At 64.0% G+C, this 16,537-nt stretch carries 16 protein-coding genes and 1 pseudogene; 14 read left to right on the forward strand and 3 right to left on the reverse strand.

From position 1 onward, the window contains the following. Window positions 1-147: 147 nt before the first annotated feature. The 14 genes and pseudogenes from C3Y92_RS07515 to tnpA all read left to right on the forward strand — a co-directional run bounded on the left by C3Y92_RS07515 (window position 148) and on the right by tnpA (window position 13,133). Window positions 148-2,235 (forward strand): TonB-dependent receptor, encoded by a 2,088-nt coding sequence (locus C3Y92_RS07515; RefSeq protein WP_129351265.1) that lies wholly within the window; start codon window positions 148-150, stop codon window positions 2,233-2,235. Between the two features lie 3 nt (window positions 2,236-2,238). Next, the gene (locus tag C3Y92_RS07520) at window positions 2,239-3,300 is read left to right on the forward strand and encodes an SAM-dependent methyltransferase (protein ID WP_129351267.1); all 1,062 of its coding nucleotides are present in this window, start codon (window positions 2,239-2,241) and stop codon (window positions 3,298-3,300) included. Then, the gene (locus C3Y92_RS21120) at window positions 3,297-4,271 is read left to right on the forward strand and encodes an ABC transporter substrate-binding protein (RefSeq protein ID WP_165352083.1); all 975 of its coding nucleotides are present in this window, start codon (window positions 3,297-3,299) and stop codon (window positions 4,269-4,271) included. The genes C3Y92_RS07520 and C3Y92_RS21120 overlap by 4 nt, the downstream gene beginning before the upstream one ends. Further along, complete coding sequence (locus C3Y92_RS21125; RefSeq protein ID WP_165352084.1) at window positions 4,268-5,017, forward strand: ABC transporter permease; 750 nt, start codon at window positions 4,268-4,270, stop codon at window positions 5,015-5,017. Before C3Y92_RS21120 ends, C3Y92_RS21125 begins: the two co-directional genes overlap by 4 nt. After that, a complete protein-coding gene (locus C3Y92_RS07530; protein ID WP_129351269.1) occupies window positions 5,014-5,676 on the forward strand; it encodes an ABC transporter ATP-binding protein in 663 nt (220 codons plus the stop codon). Before C3Y92_RS21125 ends, C3Y92_RS07530 begins: the two co-directional genes overlap by 4 nt. Further along, window positions 5,673-6,320: a DUF6064 family protein gene (locus C3Y92_RS07535; RefSeq protein WP_129351271.1), complete on the forward strand. Its 648-nt coding sequence runs from the start codon at window positions 5,673-5,675 to the stop codon at window positions 6,318-6,320. The genes C3Y92_RS07530 and C3Y92_RS07535 overlap by 4 nt, the downstream gene beginning before the upstream one ends. A 267-nt stretch (window positions 6,321-6,587) precedes the next feature. Next, the gene (locus C3Y92_RS07540; protein ID WP_129351272.1) at window positions 6,588-7,322 is read left to right on the forward strand and encodes a hypothetical protein; all 735 of its coding nucleotides are present in this window, start codon (window positions 6,588-6,590) and stop codon (window positions 7,320-7,322) included. After that, the gene (locus C3Y92_RS07545; protein WP_129351274.1) at window positions 7,315-8,655 is read left to right on the forward strand and encodes an FAD-dependent oxidoreductase; all 1,341 of its coding nucleotides are present in this window, start codon (window positions 7,315-7,317) and stop codon (window positions 8,653-8,655) included. Before C3Y92_RS07540 ends, C3Y92_RS07545 begins: the two co-directional genes overlap by 8 nt. Then, the gene (locus tag C3Y92_RS07550; protein ID WP_129351276.1) at window positions 8,652-9,746 is read left to right on the forward strand and encodes a hypothetical protein; all 1,095 of its coding nucleotides are present in this window, start codon (window positions 8,652-8,654) and stop codon (window positions 9,744-9,746) included. Before C3Y92_RS07545 ends, C3Y92_RS07550 begins: the two co-directional genes overlap by 4 nt. A 41-nt stretch (window positions 9,747-9,787) precedes the next feature. Next, window positions 9,788-10,495: a class I SAM-dependent methyltransferase gene (locus C3Y92_RS07555; protein WP_129351278.1), complete on the forward strand. Its 708-nt coding sequence runs from the start codon at window positions 9,788-9,790 to the stop codon at window positions 10,493-10,495. A 101-nt stretch (window positions 10,496-10,596) separates the two neighbouring features. Continuing rightward, the gene (locus C3Y92_RS07560; protein WP_129351280.1) at window positions 10,597-11,304 is read left to right on the forward strand and encodes a MotA/TolQ/ExbB proton channel family protein; all 708 of its coding nucleotides are present in this window, start codon (window positions 10,597-10,599) and stop codon (window positions 11,302-11,304) included. Continuing rightward, window positions 11,301-11,717, forward strand: coding sequence for an ExbD/TolR family protein (locus tag C3Y92_RS07565; RefSeq protein WP_129351282.1), 417 nt, complete (start codon window positions 11,301-11,303; stop codon window positions 11,715-11,717). The genes C3Y92_RS07560 and C3Y92_RS07565 overlap by 4 nt, the downstream gene beginning before the upstream one ends. Before the next feature lie 455 nt (window positions 11,718-12,172). Continuing rightward, a complete protein-coding gene (locus C3Y92_RS21670; RefSeq protein WP_129351284.1) occupies window positions 12,173-12,472 on the forward strand; it encodes an energy transducer TonB in 300 nt (99 codons plus the stop codon). 232 nt (window positions 12,473-12,704) lie between these two features. Continuing rightward, a pseudogene (tnpA, locus tag C3Y92_RS07575) lies at window positions 12,705-13,133 on the forward strand (IS200/IS605 family transposase). Window positions 13,134-13,248: 115 nt separating this feature from the next. On the opposite strand, the gene larB reads toward tnpA, so the two are convergent. The 3 genes from larB to larC all read right to left on the reverse strand — a co-directional run bounded on the left by larB (window position 13,249) and on the right by larC (window position 16,508). Continuing rightward, window positions 13,249-14,010 (reverse strand): nickel pincer cofactor biosynthesis protein LarB, encoded by a 762-nt coding sequence (gene larB / locus C3Y92_RS07580; RefSeq protein WP_129351286.1) that lies wholly within the window; start codon window positions 14,008-14,010, stop codon window positions 13,249-13,251. 189 nt (window positions 14,011-14,199) lie between these two features. Beyond that, complete coding sequence (gene larE, locus C3Y92_RS07585; protein WP_165352085.1) at window positions 14,200-15,066, reverse strand: ATP-dependent sacrificial sulfur transferase LarE; 867 nt, start codon at window positions 15,064-15,066, stop codon at window positions 14,200-14,202. Further along, window positions 15,063-16,508: a nickel pincer cofactor biosynthesis protein LarC gene (gene larC / locus C3Y92_RS07590; RefSeq protein ID WP_129351290.1), complete on the reverse strand. Its 1,446-nt coding sequence runs from the start codon at window positions 16,506-16,508 to the stop codon at window positions 15,063-15,065. The genes larE and larC overlap by 4 nt, the downstream gene beginning before the upstream one ends. Window positions 16,509-16,537 lie beyond the last annotated feature (29 nt).

Consider the following 16,537-nt stretch of genomic DNA (forward strand, 5'->3'; position numbering starts at 1 on the left):
TTGTCCCGGCCCGGGTTAGCGCGAAAGAAACCGCCCTTGTATTGATCGTGAAAATCAATTTCGTCGCAAGGTCTTGGCCGCATCGCCGGGATGCCCGGGAGAAGGGCCTGTCCTTGGGCGAAACGCACGCACAGGGGGCTGTCGTTCATGCACGCGTTGTCATTCTTCATCATGCTTTTCTTGCTGCTTTCCGGCACCGCCTTTGCCCAGGACAAGGCGGCTGAGGAGAAAGCCAAAATCGGCGAAATCAAAACCCATGTTCTCGAACCGGTGACGGTGACCGCCACCAAGCGGGAGGAACGCCTGGGAAAAATCCCCGCCAGCATCTCCACGGTATCCGATGTTGAGATCGAGGAAATGGGGGCCTGGAAGCTCGGCGAAGTGCTGGACACGCTACCCAACGTCTGGATGAAGAACGCCACCTCCGGCGACGCCATCGCCATTCGCGGCCTCACGTCCTTCGACACTTCCATCTATTCGCCGGTGGGGCTCTATGTGGACGATGTGCCCCAGCCGCTGACCTACATGCAGAACCTGCTGTTCCTGGACGTGGAGCGCATCGAGGTGCTGCGCGGCCCCCAGGGGACACTGTATGGCAAAAACAGCGAGGCCGGCGTGGTCAACGTGGTGCTCAAAAAGCCGGACAACCAGACCCGGGCAAGTGTTTTCGCGGATTATGGCAGCTACAATACCCTGCGCGCCGGAGGTCTCGTCAGCGCGCCCCTGGTCAAGGACCTGCTCTATTTCTCCGGCAATTTCGTGCGCTATCAGACCGACGGCTACATGCACAATGAATACAAGGATGACGATCGGGCCGGAAAGAACGAATCTATGCTGGGGCATGGCGTATTGCGCTGGACACCGACCAGCGCCTTCGATCTGCGCCTGACCATGGACGCCAGCCATGTCGACAAGGGGATCGGCATGCTGCGCTACGAGACCGGCTCCAACGCCACCAAACGCTTCAACGTCATGTCCGACGCCTCGGACGATTCCGAGGAAAACACCATCAATCCGTCCGTGACCGCCAAGTATTCCGGCGAGGCGGTGGAAGTGACCTCCATCACCAGCTACATGGACTACCGCTACCAGTTCCTGTCCGACCTCGACCGCACCTCCACGTTCAAGGGCTATTCCGACGTGGATCTGAAACAGCAGGGCATCACCCAGGAATTGCGTTTCGCCTCGCCGGGCAAGCAGCGCCTGACCTGGCTTGTCGGCCTGTTCGGCAGTTCCTCGCATTCGGACGTGCAGTTAAACCGCATCCGCTCCGTCTCAGCGGCCTCGACCTATCTCGACACCGACGCCACGGAATCGAGCTGGGCTGCCTTCGGGCAGGCCACCTATTCCATTCTGGACAACCTGCGTCTCACGGCCGGCTTGCGCGGCGAATACGACAACGCCCACGGCGGCCAGACCAGCCGCACCGGCACCACGAGCCTTGTCGGCTACAGCAAGGAGATGGATGCCTTCGAGGTGCTGCCCATGGCCTCCCTGGCCTACGACATCACGCCCCGCGCCACGGCCTACGCCACCTGGTCCAACGGCTTCCTGGCCGGCGGGTTCAATTATTTCTCGGCCAACAGCCTGGAAACCTTCTATTATCAGCCCGAACACACCACGAACTACGAGGTGGGGCTCAAGACCAACTGGTTTGACAACAAGCTCACGGCCAATCTTGCCCTGTTTTACATGGACATCCGCGACAAGCAGGTGCGCGAGGAAGACCCCAACGGCGGCGTTGGCGTGTGGAAGTTCACCAACGCCGGCCGGGCCCATTCCCAGGGTGTGGAAGTGGAGCTGACGGCGAAACCGCTTGCCGGCCTCGAACTGCAAGGCGGCCTTGGCTACGCCTACACGGTCATCGACGACTGGACGACCGTCACGGACGGCGTGCCCTACAGCTACAAAGGCAAGCGCCTGCCCTGGGCTCCGGATCTCACCTACCACCTTGGCGCTGGATATAGCCATTCCAGCGGCTTCTTCGGCCGGGCCGACCTCTACGGCGCAGGCACCCAGTACTTCGACGCCGAAAACAGCCTCAGCCAGGACGGCTTCGCCCTGGTCAACGCCCGGGTCGGCTATGCCTTCAACCATTGGGAAGTCGCCCTGTGGGGCAAAAACATCTTCGATGTCGAGCACGCCACCAAAAAGGTCCGCGACAGTTCCGGCGACGTGATGGTCGAGGACGGCGCACCGCAAACATTCGGCGCTTCGCTGACCTGGAGGTTTTAGAACATGTCCGGAAATAGGGTCGTGGATTTGACCGTGGAAGAACGTCCGACTTTCGCTCCTCTGGCCGACTGGCTGCTTGGGCCGGTGCGTATGGCTGTGCTGGACGCGGCGGTGACGCTCGGCATTGCCGACATCCTGGCCGAGACGGACGACCCGGATGCCATCGCCGCGCGCCTGGAGTCTCATCCGGGAAACACACGCCTTTTTCTCGATGCCCTGGCCGCTTTGGGGCTGGCCGAGAAACACCGGGGCCGCTATGCCAACACCCCCCTGGCCGACCGTTATCTTCGCCGGGACAGCGCAACCTTCCTGGGCGGGCTTGTCGGCAATCTCAAGGGCATGCAGCACCGCAATCTGCCGCGCCTGAAGGAACTGCTCCTATCCGGTCCGCCGCCCGTGGCCCGGGAAAACCGCCTGGACGGCGAGATCCAATGGAAACGTTCCGCAAGGGATCTGGCCTGTTACCAGAAGGCGGGCATGGCCGATTTCGCTGCCGACCTCGTCGCCTCTCTGCCCGAAAGTCCGAGGCTGCGCAGCATGCTCGATCTCGGGGGCGGACCGGGCGTTATCGGGCTGGGTATTCTGGCGCGCCATCCCGACATGCGCGGGGCGCTGTGCGATTTGCCTCCTGTTCTCGAGGTGGCCCGGGAGGAAATCGCGGCGGCCGGCATGGCTGACCGGGTGGCCCTTTTCCCCGGTGACTACAACGTCGTCTCCTTCGGCTCGGGCTACGACCTCGTATGGGCCAGCCACAATCTCTACTATGCCAAGGACCTCCAAGCCTTCTTGGGCCGGGTGTTCGACGCCCTGCAGCCCGGAGGCGTCTTCATCAGCCTTCATGAGGGCCTGACGGGCGAACGTACAAAGCCCGAAGCCTATGTCCTCTCCCGGCTGTCCCTGGCGCTTGAAGGCCAGGACGTGTCCTTCGAGGCCGGCCAGATCGCCGAGGCCGGCCTCGCCGCCGGCTTTGCCGCCGTGGAGACCCGGCTGTGCGACATCGCCATGGGGGAAGTCCGGGTGGACATCCTGCGCAAGGCCGCCCGGCGGGCGGAGGCCGGGGCATGACGCGTCGCCGTTTTCTGACAGTCCTGGCGTCGCTGGCGCTGGCCGGGCCGGCCATGGCCGAAGACGCCGGAAGTATCCGGGTTTCCGGACCGGCCGTGGCCGAGACCCTGCCCTTGCTGGCCATGGACCGGGCCGGAGCGTTGCCGGGAGTTGCCCGTCATGTGACTTTCACCCCCTGGAATTCGCCGGATCAGTTGCGGGCCATGATCGCCACGGCCGGGGTGGACGCGGCCATCATGACCACGGCCTCGGCCTGCACCCTGGCCAACAAGGGCGTCCCCGCCGCCGTGGTGGCACTGTTTTCGAGTCCGGTCTGGCTGGTGTCTCCGCACGCCTCCCTGTCGCGCCTCTCCGGCCTCGACGGCCAGGAAATCCTGCTCCCGTTCGGTCCGGGCGAGATGCCGGACCTGCTCCTGCGGGCCCTGGCCGGACAGGCGGGCCTGCGCTTTACGCCCCGACATGCGGGCAATGCCCTGGAGGCCGTCAACCTGCTGCTGCTTGGCAAGGGCAGTTGCGCGTTGCTCAGCGAACCGGCCGCCACCCTGGCCGTGTCGCGGGCGAGCGCCCAGGCCCGGCCGGGAGCGCTCGTTCCCGCCAAACAATTGGATATCCGGGACGCCTGGCGGGAGGTTTTCCCCGCCCACCCCGAACTGGCCCAGGGCGCGCTGGCCGCAGTCGGGCCATTGGTCAGGGATGCAGCTTTACGGGGGGCGCTGCGCACGGCCTATGGCCAAGCGGCCAAATGGGTGGCCGAGCACCCCCGGGAAGCCGCGGGGATGGCCTCCGAGGGCTTCCCCGCCCTGGGTTCCCAGGCTGCGGACGGCGTCCTGCCGGGGGCGGACATCCGGCTCGTCTCCGGCCCGGCGGGCAGCGAAGCGGCCCGGTTTTTCCTCGGCCTGCTCCACGACATGTCGCCGGCAAGCATTGGCGGCAGGCTACCCGGCCCGGACTTTTTCGAGGTCGGCGCATGAGATGGGACGGGATTGCCGGACGGCTGTGCGGCCTGGCCGCGCTCCTGGGAGCCTGGGAGGCGGCTTCACGCCAGGGGCACGGCATTGCCGTGGCCTCGCCGGGGGAAACGCTCGCGGCCATGGCCGGACTGCTGGCCCAACCGGCGTTCTGGGCAGACGATCTGGCCGTGAGCGTGCGACGTGTGGGGCTTGGCTTCCTTCTCGGCTTTGTTGTTGGGGGCGGCCTGGGGCTGGCGGCCGGATTTTGGCCCCCGATCCGGGCCTTTCTGGTCCCGTCGCGCTGGATGTTGACCAGCGTTCCCGGGGTCGTTGCGGTGATGCTTGGTATGTTGTGGTTCGGCCTGAGCTCGACCATGGTCGTGGCCATCGTGGCCCTGATGGTCGCGCCCGCCATGCATGTGGCCGTCATCGAAGGACTTTCCACCGTGGACGGGTCGCTTCTGGAAATGGCCCGGGCCTACCGTTTCACCCCGGCCATGCGGCTTTGGCATGTTTACGCCCCAGCCATGGCCGCGCCGCTATTCTCCGGCGGCGTGGTGGCCCTGGGCGGGGCCATGCGGGTGGCGGTCCTGGCCGAAGCTCTGGGGGCGAACGAAGGCATCGGCCATGCCCTGTCCGTGGCCCGAACCAACCTGGATACCCCCCGACTCTACGCTCTGGCGCTTTGCAGCATGCTGCTGGTCGGGCTTGCCGAAATGACCCTGCTGGGCCTGGCTCGGCGCGTCGTCGGCCGGAGGCGGTCATGACCCCGGTGCTCGTGTTTTCGGGAGTCGGCAAACACTACCATGGCCGGGAGGTGCTGGCCGGCCTGGATCTTTCCCTGGAGCCGGGGGAAATCCTGGCCATCCTGGGACCAAGCGGCATCGGCAAATCCACCCTGCTTCGCCTGGCGGCGCGGCTTGTCCGGCCCAGCGCAGGCAAAGTGACCCTGGCCGTGCGGCGTATCGGTTTCGTGTTCCAGGAACCGCGCCTCATGCCGTGGCGCACGGCCCTGGAAAACGTAGCCCTGCCCCTGCTGGCCATGGGCATGGCCCCGTCAGAGGCCCGGCCCAAGGCCGCCGACATGCTCGCCCGCATGGACCTGGCCACCTTCTCGCAAGCCTATCCGGAAACGCTTTCCGGCGGCATGCGCCAGCGCGTTTCCCTGGCCCGGGCCTTTGCCGTCGATCCCGAACTGCTGCTGCTCGACGAACCGTTCACCGGACTTGATCCCGAACTGCGCCTTTCCATGCGCCGCTATCTGGACGATCTGCTGGCCGCATCCGGGGCAGCGGCCCTGCATGTCACCCACGACATCGAGGACATTCCGGCGCGAACGCACCGGATACTGACGCTCACGGCGGCGGGGGCGCGCTTTGGACGCCCAACCGACCTGGACACGACCGCGTTGAAGGAGGCCTTATGAATCCGACGGACGCCTTTTGGAATATCTTGCGCCAATTCCGGGACGACACCCTGACCATACAGCTACTTCTCATCCTCGGCTACTGCATCACGGTCTACCGCATTGCTAGGAAGCCGGGAAATGCCACAGACGCATTCGTCAAAGTCTTTTTGGCCGTGGCCTTTTTATGGAACGGCATTGCCTGTTTTTTGATCTATTGCTGGGAAAATATGGTTGCCAAATTCCTAGCTGGTCCGCTGTATATCGTCATCGGCTTCCTGTTTTTAGTGGACCTGTTTGCCACGAGGAAAACGAGCTTCACCTTTGCCGTGTCGCCGACACGCCGCGCGGCCATATACATTTTTATCCTGCTCGCCTTCCTTTTCCCTGTGCTGGGAATTTTCACCGGCCACGGTATGATCGCTCTGCCCGGATTTCCCTGCCCCCTGGCCGCCTTCACCCTGGCGCTTATGGCAGCGGCCGTGCCGCGCGTGGATGGAACGATCTATGCCCTCGTCCTGGTCTGGGCCTTCGTGAACATCCCCAAGGTGTTCGGGTTGGTGAACTGTTATGAGGAAGTCACACTGGTCTTGACGGGTTTTTATGCCCTGGCCGTCTATAAAACCACCCGACAGGACGGCGCTGCTGCGGCCGGTCTGCACTAGAGCGTCATGGAAGCCTCGATAGCTCAGACGTACGCGCGGCTGGGGGGCTTGACCCGGCAGCCGACGCCGCCAAAGCCTCACGGCGCCTCCCTGCTGCAGTGCGTGGATGCCGGAAGCGCGTATTGCCCATGCTATCTGGCCGAACTCGGCGAGTGCCTGGAATGTTCGATTCTGCGCGGGGAAAAGGAATGCCGCTGCCGTTGGCCCGGAATCTGCGTCCTGTCGCATCACGCTTGGCAGGGAGGAATAGGGACGCGTCGTCAGAGCGTGCGGGCGCCCATTGTCGATCGCAGGACGCTGCAGGAGGCTCTCGAAATCGTCAGCATCCGGACAACGCCGAAGTTGGCCGGCGAACTGCGCCTGCCCGGCAGTTTCGTTTTTGTCCGGGGCGATGCGGCCGCCTTTTTCGACGCGCCCATGGCTGTCCTCCATGCTTCGCCCGAACAGGGAACGGTCACGTTCGCCTATGCCGTGCTCGGCCCCAAAACCCAACGGCTGTCGCGCTGCGGCGAGCACTTGTGGCTCCGCGGCCCCTATTGGAACGGTATCACCGGGCACCGGCACATTGAAGGCGTGCGGGGAGAGGCGTGCCTGGTTGTGGCTGGCGGCACGGCCCAGTCCCTTGCGCCCAACGTGGTCCGTTCGCTTCTGCGCCATGGCAACCGCGTGACTGTTGTGCTCGGCCGACCAGGCGCGCTTTTTTGCAATCCCTTTCTCCCCGCCGACTCCCAAAGCCTGGATGTCGTGAAAATGCATTTCCCCGATGATCTGGCCTCCCTGGGACGTCTGATGCGTCAACTGGCTCCCAGTCTGCTTTTTTGCGGCGGGGGAGAATTGTTGCGAGGCATGGTTTCGTCGCTTGCCTCCACGCTATCCGCGCCCCCGGCCTTGGCTTGGGCGAACGGGTACCGGATGTGTTGCGGCGAAGGCGTCTGCGGCGCGTGCCTATCGGCAAACCAAGGACAACCCGTCAGACGGTGCAAGGCGTTATTCGATGCGTAACCGTTCGAAAAACAGGGACAAGGCCGTGCCCGGCACGGTCGTGGTCATCGGTGGCGGCTGGGGGGGATGCGCGGCGGCCGTGGCGGCACGCCAAGCCAATGCGGCCGAAGTCGTGCTCCTGGAACGCACGGATTTGCTGTTGGGCTGCGGCCTTGCCGGCGGCATTATGCGCAACAACGGCCGCCAGACGGCGGCCGAGGAACTCATCGCCCTGGGCGGCGGCACCCTGATCCAGGCGGCTGACAGCGTCAGCACCCATCGGGGCGTCGATTTTCCCGGGCATCGACACGCCAGCCTCTATTCGACCAGCAGGATCGAATCCGTGGTGCGGACACGTCTGCGGGAACAGGGAGTGACCCTGCGCATGCGCTCGCGGGTCACGGATATCGAAGCCGCACAGGGGACTGTCCAGGCCGTCGTCCTGCATGACGGCACGCGCATCGCGGGAGATGTCTTCATCGAGGCGACGGGGTCGGCCGGCCCCATGGGCAATTGCGTCCGCTTTGGCCACGGCTGCGCCATGTGCGTTCTGCGGTGCCCGTCGTACGGCCCCCGGGTGAGCCTGACCGAGCGCCTGGGGTTGGCCGATTATGTGGGGATGCGGGCCGACGGGGGCGTCGGCTCCTTTTCCGGCTCCTGCGAGTTGCGCAAAGATTCCCTGGCCATGTTCCTGCGCCGGGAGCTTGAACGCTGCGGCGTCCTGGTCGTTCCCTTGCCGCCGGAACTGTCCCACGGCGAACTCCTGGCCCAGAAGTCGTGCCGCCAATATGCCTTGCCCCAATATGCCGGCAACCTCGTGCTGCTCGACACCGGCGCCATGGCCAAGCTCATGACGCCGTTTTTCCCCATCGACGAATTGCGCCGTTTGCCGGGATTTGAAGGGGCGGTCTTCGGGCAGGGATGCGGCCACGCCAATTCCGTGCGGTTTCTGTCCCGCGCCCCGCGCGATGCCGCGCTTCAGGTCCAGTCCTTCGAGAATCTGTTTTGCGCCGGTGAAAAGGCCGGTTTCTTCGTGGGCCATACGGAAGCCATGGTCACCGGAACCCTGGCCGGCCACAACGCCGTTCGAAGGCTTCGAGGAGTCGAGTCTGTCGTGCTGCCCCATACATTGGCCTGCGGGGACATTCTCGCCGCCGAGCAGGAGGGGCTCAACGCCCAGGACTGCTTGGCCAAACGCTATACATTCTCGGGAGGTGAATACTTTGAACGCATGCAAGCCAAGTCACTGTATGTGGCGGACCCGGAGCCTGTTGTCGCCCGGGTCCGCCGCGAGGGTCTGGAAGGGCTTTTCGCCCCCAAGACCGTAACACCCGTGACAAGGAGAAGGACATGAAAAACGGCACCCCACACGTCAAACGATGCTTTTTCGGATGCAATTCCGCCGAGGGATTCCGAACATTTTTCGATTTTCTGCCACGTCTGGACAACGCCAGAATCATCATCGTCAAGGGAGGACCGGGGACCGGCAAGTCCACATTCATCGGCTCTGTGGGCAAGGCCTTTGCGGACCAGGGTTATGACCTGGAATACCAGCATTGTTCCCTTGACCCGCAGTCTTACGACGCCGTCGTCATCCCGGATATTCGAGCCGTGGTGGTGGCCGCCACCGGGCATCATGTTTTCGACCCCCGCAACCCCGGGGCCGTGGATGAGATCCTCAACCTCGGGGAGTATTGGGACGCCGATGCCATTCGTCCAAATCGTCGGGAAATCATTGCCATAAATGAGGCTTCCGACCGGAAGTTCCACAAGGTCTATCGGCTGCTCAAGGCCGCCCGTCTGCTGCTTGGCAACGTCGAAGAAGTGTACGTGGAGAGGCGGGATCCCAGGGAAATGGACAGGGTCGTCAAGGGCATCGTCACCTTTCTCCCGGAAGCGGGCAGCTCCGGGGAATATGGCGCGGCGCGGCATGCCTTTATTTCGTCGATCACCCCTTCCGGCGAGATCCACAACGTGACCACCGTGCTGCGGCCGGACACGCAAGTCGTGGCACTCCGAGGGGAACCTGGTTCCGGCCGTTCCCTGGTCCTGGAAAAAGTCGGAGAAGAGGCCCGACTGCGGGGACTCGATGTGGAGTTCTATCATCGTCCCCTGGACCCGGGCCTGCTCGACCATCTGTACCTGCCGCGTCCTGATCTGCTCGTGACGACGCAACCGGAGGCCTTGTCCGAGGTGCAGCCGCAAGCTGTTTTTGATCTGGGAGACCACAACGTCGGCGATCATGGTGCTCGTAATGCCGATCTCATCGCGGACAAGGCCCGTTATGGGGAAATGCTAGTGGAGGTCGTGGCTGTTTTGGCGGACGCGAAAGCGACGCACGAACAATTGGAACGTTATTACGTCCCCAACATGGATTTCGATAGGGTCGACAAGCGGCTACGCCACACGGTGGAAGAGTTGCTGCGACATGCGGCAGCGGCCTAGTTTCGTGTCATCCTGTGGACGGGAGAAGGAGAGCTACCCATATGCCGCAGACAAGCCTGAAAAAACGCGTCGAGGTTTTCGAGTCGTGGACCGCGACCTACAACGACAGCATCGTCGCGCTCATGCAGCGCAAATTCGGCATGGACTACCGAGACGCCATTCGTGGCGTGGTGACCTTGGCCCATCCGGCCCCGGGGGAGAACATCCTCGACGTGGCCACAGGCACCGGCACCGTGGCCATCGCCCTGGCGGAAGCCGCCGAGGGTGATTGCCATATCACCGGAATCGACATCACCGCAGCCATGATCGAGGCCGCGCGCAAGAACGTGGCCGAACGCGGCATGGAGCCGGTCTTCACCTTCCAGGAGGCTTCGGCTGAGGATCTGCCGTTTGCCGCCGACACCTTCGATCTCGTGACCAGTTCCCTGGCTTTGCACCACACCAACGTGCTCAAAGTGCTGCGGGAAGTGCGCCGCGTACTGCGGCCCGGCGGTCGGGCCGTCATCGCCGACGTGACCGCGAACCGATCCTGGCGGGGCATGCTTGGCCCGATGGCTCGGGTTTTCGACCAGATGTACATGTTCGGAACCGAATCCAACGATCTTTTCTGCGAGTTCCACACCAGCGGCGAATGGCGCAGGCTCATGCGTGAGGCCGGTTTCAAGGAAACGCTCATGGACTTTCACGAGCCCAAGCATTTTTTCAGCCGGGGCATCGCCGTGACTCGCGGCATCAAGCCGATCAATTGATCCGCACGCGATTCGGCCGAAGGCTCTGACAGCGCCCGGCCGAATCGCGCCAAGACGAAGCATGGCTCGCACGTTGGCGGGTATCTAGAGGAGCGTTCGGCATGGACAGTAGTATGTTGCAGGCATTTTTCGGGGCCACAGGGGTGGCCAAGGCCGTGCTGGCCCTGTTGGTGTTGATGTCGGTCGCCAGTTGGGCCGTAATGTACGGAAAATGGCGAAGTCTGGTTGCGGCCAGGCGCGGTGTTTCGCGCCTCACTGACCAGGTGCTAGAGGCTTCTTCGCTTGCCGAGGCCGCGGAAGCAATAGACGTTTTGGCCGGCCCCTCGCTCAAAAGGATGGCCTCGTTGGGATTTAAGGAGTTTACACGGCTTTCCCTGTCCGGAGACGCCGAAAAACTCGTCGCCGACAACGTCCGCCGGATCCTGCGCCACGGCATTGCCGAGGAGATACGCGGCCTCTCACGGGCCTTGCCGTTTCTGGCCATTGCGGCCAACTCCGCGCCCTTTATCGGCCTGTTCGGCACAGTATGGGGCATCATGCATTCCTTTCATGCCATCGGACAGATGAAATCCGCCTCCCTGGCCACTGTGGCCCCCGGAATTTCCGAGGCGCTCATCGCCACGGCCGTGGGCCTGGCCGTGGCCATCCCGGCCAGCGTCGCCTACAACATGTTTTTGGGAATGATCGAATCCCTTGAAAGCCAGTACATCAGTTTCGCGGGGCTTCTGCTCAACCGGCTTCGCCATGACGCCTGCACCTACCCGCAGGGCATGGAGCTCCCACCTCTGCGAAAGCAGGTGTGTTCATGAACGCCGGGGGCAGAGGGAAACGCTACTCCTCCGACATCAATGTCACGCCTTTTGTCGATGTCATGCTGGTCTTGCTCATCATCTTCATGGTCACCGCACCCATGATGACCGAGGGCCTGGATGTCGACCTGCCTCGAACAAAAGCCGTGGAGGCTTTGCCTGTCGACGACGACCACATCATCGTCGGAGTCGACCCGAAGGGGACGGTCTTTCTCGACGAGCAAAGCGTATCTCTGGAGGATTTGACGGACAGGTTACGCGGACAGGCGTTCTCGGGGCGCAAGGAGGTGTTTTTGCGGGCCGACAGGACCGTGCCGTACGGGACGATCGTCGATGTCATGGGGCGCATCCGTGAGGCCGGCATTGATCGTTTTGGCGTGGTGGCCGAACGGCCGGACGAGGGAGGCCGGTAGTTGTGCGAAACGTCGATATTTTCGTATCCGTGTCAGGCCATGCGGCGTGCGTGGCGCTCCTGCTTCTGTGGCCGGCGGCGCAACCGGCTCCCCAGCCGAAGACGTTCAGCCTGGGGGTGGTGGAACTGGTCCGCCCCAGGACTGTCGCCCCCCCTGCCTCGCCAGTTGCGGCGCAGCCGGCCGCTTCGGCCCCGGAACCACCCGCTCCCGTCACCTCTGCGCAGCCTGTGGCCGCGCCGCCCCAAGCCCCAGCCGCTACGGCCCGTCCTGCGCCGATCATCGCCAAAAACATCAGCCCGAAAAAACGGCCAATAGCATCATCGACGAAACCTTCGCCTCCGAGTCCGGTTGTCTCAACCGCCTCAGAACAGGCTCAATCGAGCGCCACGCCGGAGTCTTCCGGCCCAGGAGGCGAAACGGGCAAGAGCGCTGCCCCCTCCCGAATCATCGGGGGGATGGGGGTCTACGACGCCGAGGTCGTGGACATACCGCCTAAAATCGTCAGCAGGGAACTTCCGCAATACCCACCAAACGCCAGACGCCTGCACCTGGAAGGGACGGTGCTCGTAAGCATGGTCATCGATATCCAGGGAAAGCCGCGCCACTGCACTATCCGTAAGGCAGTGCCGGAAGGTGTTTTCGAGGAATCGGCCCTGGCTGCCGCAAACAGCTATCGGTTCGTTCCGGGGAAAGTCGGCGGGCAAGATGTCGCTACTCTTGTTGTCGTACCTTTTCATTTTACAATGACGAATTAGCCTTTACTGGAGGAAATATTTTTACATTCTGCAGCCGTTCTCAGTTTTTTTCCTCGGGGTGATTGCCGGAACTGCCCTGGACCGGTGAATCGCTGTGGTGACGCTGGAAAAAACTCGCCTGGAACGAGTAAACCCCCGGCTCTGCCGGGGGACTCACAAAGTTTGACAGTTCCGGGAATCGGAAGCCTCCATCGCTTGAACCGCTCAAAGTTCAAACAGACGGAGGCTTCCCGTGAACGACTACGAAAGCCTAAGCCACTCGGTATGGGACTGCAAGTGCCACGTGGTTTGGATCCCAAAGTGCCGCAAGAAGGTTCTGCATGGCCAACTACGCGTGCATATGGGTGAAATTTAGAGGGAACTGGCCCGGCAGAAGGAGAGTAGGGTGGTCGAGGGGCACCTTATGCCTGACCACGTGCACATGCTCACCTCCATCCCTCCAAAATATGCAGTCGCTTCTGTTGTTGGTTTCGTCAAAGGGGAAAGTGCGATTCACATAGCAAGAAGTTCTATTGGGCGACGAAGGAACTTCGTGGGACAGAACTTTTGGGCGCGAGGCTACTTCGTTTCAACCGTCGGCCTGGATGAGGCTCTTGTTCGTGAGTACATCAGAAAGCAAGAGCATGAAAACCATAGACTCGATCAGCTCAAATTGATGTAGCGGTTGCCGCCTTCAGGCGGCTCCAGTTCTCACCGCTTTGAGCGGTTAACTGCCTTGCATGCCCCCGGCTTTGCCGGGGGTAGCTGACTGTTTTCCCATCCAGATGACGGGCAGACTAGGGTTTCGCCTGGATGAGATTGTTGATCTTGCAGGCCGCGCAGGCCGCGCCGAAGCCGTTGTCGATGTTGACCACCGTCACGCCGCTGGCGCAGGAGGTGAGCATCCCCAGAAGCGCCGCAACCCCGGAAAAGGCCGCGCCGTAACCCACCGACGTCGGCACCGCGATGATGGGCTGGGACAAAAGCCCGCCAATGACGCTGGCCAAGGCCCCCTCCATGCCCGCCGCCACGATGACCACCCGGGCGCGGCGGATGTCGGACAGCTTGTCCAAAAGCCGGTGGATGCCGGCCACGCCAACGTCCGACACCACAAAGGCCCGGCTGCCAAGCATATGGCAGGTTTCGCGCGCCTCCTCGGCCACGGGCAGATCGGACGTGCCGGCGGTCACGATGGCGATCTCCCCATCCTTGTAGGTGATTTCGCCGCGCGTCAGCGTCAGGGTGCGCCCCAGGGCGTTGTAGCGCGCTTGGGGGCACAGCCCGATGACATGGGCCGCCGTCTCGGGCGACACCCGCGTGGCCAACACGTTGGCATGTTCGCGCAGGCGCAGGAAAATCTCGCCCACCTGCTGCGGCGTCTTGCCCTCGGCGTAGATAACCTCGGGAAAGCCGTTTCTAAGCGACCGGTGCAGGTCGAGCTTGGTGTGGCCCATGTCCAGAAAGGGCAGGTCGCGTAGGCGGGAAAGCCCGTCGTCCACGCTCAGGCCGCCGTCGCGGATGTCGTTTAAAAGCGCCCGCAGGGTCTCGTTAGCGTCCATATATTCGTATCTTTGCATCCGGCGCGGCCTGGTCGAAAAGACCGCGCGGCGCGGGTTTCAGCGGTTGCCGATGTTGACCGGACCGGCCGATGGCCCGGCTGGTTCGTAAGCGTCGTGACGCTGGCCTTGATGGTCCTCCCTCCGGGGGCCGATGCGTCCGTTCGGCGGAGGCGGCCGGCCGGGCGCTGGTCAAGGCTTGGCGCAGGCGTCGCCGCCCGGCGGCGGGCCAGACGCCGCGTCCGGCTTTTCGTTGAGGCTGCCCATGCGGTAACCGGCCAGGTCCAGGGTCACGTGGCGGTAGCCCAGGGCCTTGAGCTTGGCGTCGATGCCGTGCCGGGAGTCGGCCTCAAGGACGGCCGGAGCCTGGTCACGCGGCACTTCCAGGCGGGCCAGGTCGCCGTGGCTGCGCAGCCGCACAGCCGGGAAGCCCAGGCCGCGCAGCCAGGTCTCGGCCGTGTCGATGCGCTCCAGTTCCTCGGCCGTCACCCGCCTGCCGTGGGGCAGGCGGGTGAGCAGGCAAGCCCCGGACGGCTTGTTCCAGGTGGGCAGGCCAGCCTGCCTGGAAAGTGCCCGAATATCTTCCTTGCCGATGCCGGCGGCCAAAAGCGGGCTGATGATGCCCAGCTCGGCCAGGGCGCGCATTCCCGGGCGATGGTCGCCCAGGTCGTCCCGGTTGGTCCCGTCTAGCACATGGGCGATGCCCTCGTCGGCGGCCAGCTCCAGCAGCCTGGCAAAAAGCGCCTTCTTGCACAGATAGCAGCGCTCGGGCGGGTTGTCGCGCAGCGCCTCGGGAAAGGCGACGGGCAGGACCACATGGCGCACGCCGAGGCGGCCAGCCAGGGCCGCCGCCTCGGCGATTTCGGCCCGGGGCGCGTAGGGCGTGTACAGGGTGACGGCAGTCAGCCCCTCGCCCATGGCCCGGCTGGCGGCGTGGAGCAGGAAACTGCTGTCCAGGCCGCCGGAAAAGGCCAGCACGGCCTGCTTCAGCTCGGCCAGATCGGCCAGCAGGCGACGGTGTCTGCCGTCCAGGGCGGCCCGGCCAGCGGCGTCGGTCACGGCTTTTCCCCGCGCCCGGCGCACTGGGATACCACGGCCTGGACCTCGGCCAGGGACAGCCCGTGGCGTTTGGCCAGTTCCCGGCAGTCCTCCAGCTCGGGCTTGGAGCGAAGCGGCACGCCGTTTCGGGCGGCGTGCTTCATGGTCACCGGCCCCAGCGGCGTTTCCAGCCGGGAAAAGGTCCGGTCGAGTACGGTTTTTTCCAGGCGCAGGACTTTGACGCCAAGCGTTGTGGTGTGGCGAAAGACCAACTCCTTGAAGCGTTCTTCGTCGGCGGCGGCGCACAGCAGCGACAGGGTCGTGCCGGGCCGGTTTTTCTTCATGAGGATGGGCGTGAAATGCACATCCATGGCCCCGTGTTCCATGAGCACGTCCATGGCCACGCCCAGGGCCTCGGCGGTCATGTCGTCGATGTTGCAGACAAGCAGCCGGGCGTCATCCGGGGCCTTGGCCGCCGGGGCGTCCGGGGCTTCGGCCGTGGCCAGATGGACCCGCAGGACGTTTGGCCGCTTGGTGTGGCGGTGGCCGATGCCGTAGGCGGTTTTTGCAAGTGTCAGGGCGGGCGTGGCGGTGAAGCGGGTGGCCAGGGTCGCCAGGATGGCCGCGCCGGTGGGGGTGGTGGCCTCGTGGGGCGTGCCGCCCCGGGTGGTGGGAACGCCGGCCAGGATTTCCGTGGTGGCCGGAGCCGGCACGGGCATAAGCCCATGGGCGCAGCGCACAAATCCGCCGCCAAGCTCCACTGGCGAGGACCAGACCGCGTCCACGCCCAGGGCATGGAAGCTGATGGCCGCGCCCACGATGTCAACAATGGAATCAACGGCCCCGACCTCGTGGAAATGCACCTCGTTCACGGTCTTGCCGTGGACCTTGGCCTCGGCCTGGGCCACTTTGCGGAAGATGGCCAGGCTCGTGTCCTTGACCGGCTCGGTTAAGGCGCTGCCCCGGATGATGGCCTCGATGGCGGCCAGATTGCGATGGGGGGCGTGGTTGTGGGAGCCGCTGTGGGCGTGGCCGTGCTCTTGCCCATGCTCGTGGGGGTGCTCGCCGTGGCCGTGATCTGTCCCATGGACATGATCTCGCCCATGCTCGTGGGTGTGACATCCCGCCTGGGCTTCGTGGTGGTGATGCCCGCCATGGACATGGCCGTGGTCATGCCCCTGGCCATGTTCATGATGTCCGCCGTGCCCGTGGTCATGCCCATGCGGCCCGTCGTGGCCGTGCTGGCCGCCGGCCGCGTCGTCGGCAGTTAGACGCACGTCCACGCGCAGGCCGTGGATGCCGTTTCGGGAGTCTTCGCCGACTTCCAGCCGAAATTCGTCATCAAGCCCGAGCTTGGACAGTTCGGCCCGCAGGAAGTCGGGCGAAACGCCAAGGCCGAGCATGGCGGCCAGGTTCATGTCGCCGGATATGCCAGCGAAACAGTCGTAAAACAGTATTTTCATGGGATGCCGCGCCGGTGCGCCGGGTTGCC

It is taken from the genome of Solidesulfovibrio carbinolicus (genome assembly GCF_004135975.1).
Taxonomy (GTDB): domain Bacteria; phylum Desulfobacterota; class Desulfovibrionia; order Desulfovibrionales; family Desulfovibrionaceae; genus Solidesulfovibrio; species Solidesulfovibrio carbinolicus.

Excerpts from the sequence above, each read along its gene's own strand:
- C3Y92_RS21125 (WP_165352084.1), top strand. The coding sequence starts at position 4,268 with ATGAGATGGGACGGGATTGCCGGACGGCTGTGCGGCCTGGCCGCGCTC.
- C3Y92_RS21120 (WP_165352083.1), top strand. The coding sequence starts at position 3,297 with ATGACGCGTCGCCGTTTTCTGACAGTCCTGGCGTCGCTGGCGCTGGCC.
- C3Y92_RS07520 (WP_129351267.1), top strand. The coding sequence starts at position 2,239 with ATGTCCGGAAATAGGGTCGTGGATTTGACCGTGGAAGAACGTCCGACT.
- C3Y92_RS21670 (WP_129351284.1), top strand. The coding sequence starts at position 12,173 with ATGGGGGTCTACGACGCCGAGGTCGTGGACATACCGCCTAAAATCGTC.
- C3Y92_RS07565 (WP_129351282.1), top strand. The coding sequence starts at position 11,301 with ATGAACGCCGGGGGCAGAGGGAAACGCTACTCCTCCGACATCAATGTC.
- larB (WP_129351286.1), bottom strand. The coding sequence starts at position 14,010 with ATGGACGCTAACGAGACCCTGCGGGCGCTTTTAAACGACATCCGCGAC.
- C3Y92_RS07545 (WP_129351274.1), top strand. The coding sequence starts at position 7,315 with ATGCGTAACCGTTCGAAAAACAGGGACAAGGCCGTGCCCGGCACGGTC.
- C3Y92_RS07560 (WP_129351280.1), top strand. The coding sequence starts at position 10,597 with ATGGACAGTAGTATGTTGCAGGCATTTTTCGGGGCCACAGGGGTGGCC.
- C3Y92_RS07535 (WP_129351271.1), top strand. The coding sequence starts at position 5,673 with ATGAATCCGACGGACGCCTTTTGGAATATCTTGCGCCAATTCCGGGAC.
- C3Y92_RS07530 (WP_129351269.1), top strand. The coding sequence starts at position 5,014 with ATGACCCCGGTGCTCGTGTTTTCGGGAGTCGGCAAACACTACCATGGC.
- larC (WP_129351290.1), bottom strand. The coding sequence starts at position 16,508 with ATGAAAATACTGTTTTACGACTGTTTCGCTGGCATATCCGGCGACATG.
- C3Y92_RS07550 (WP_129351276.1), top strand. The coding sequence starts at position 8,652 with ATGAAAAACGGCACCCCACACGTCAAACGATGCTTTTTCGGATGCAAT.
- C3Y92_RS07515 (WP_129351265.1), top strand. The coding sequence starts at position 148 with ATGCACGCGTTGTCATTCTTCATCATGCTTTTCTTGCTGCTTTCCGGC.
- C3Y92_RS07555 (WP_129351278.1), top strand. The coding sequence starts at position 9,788 with ATGCCGCAGACAAGCCTGAAAAAACGCGTCGAGGTTTTCGAGTCGTGG.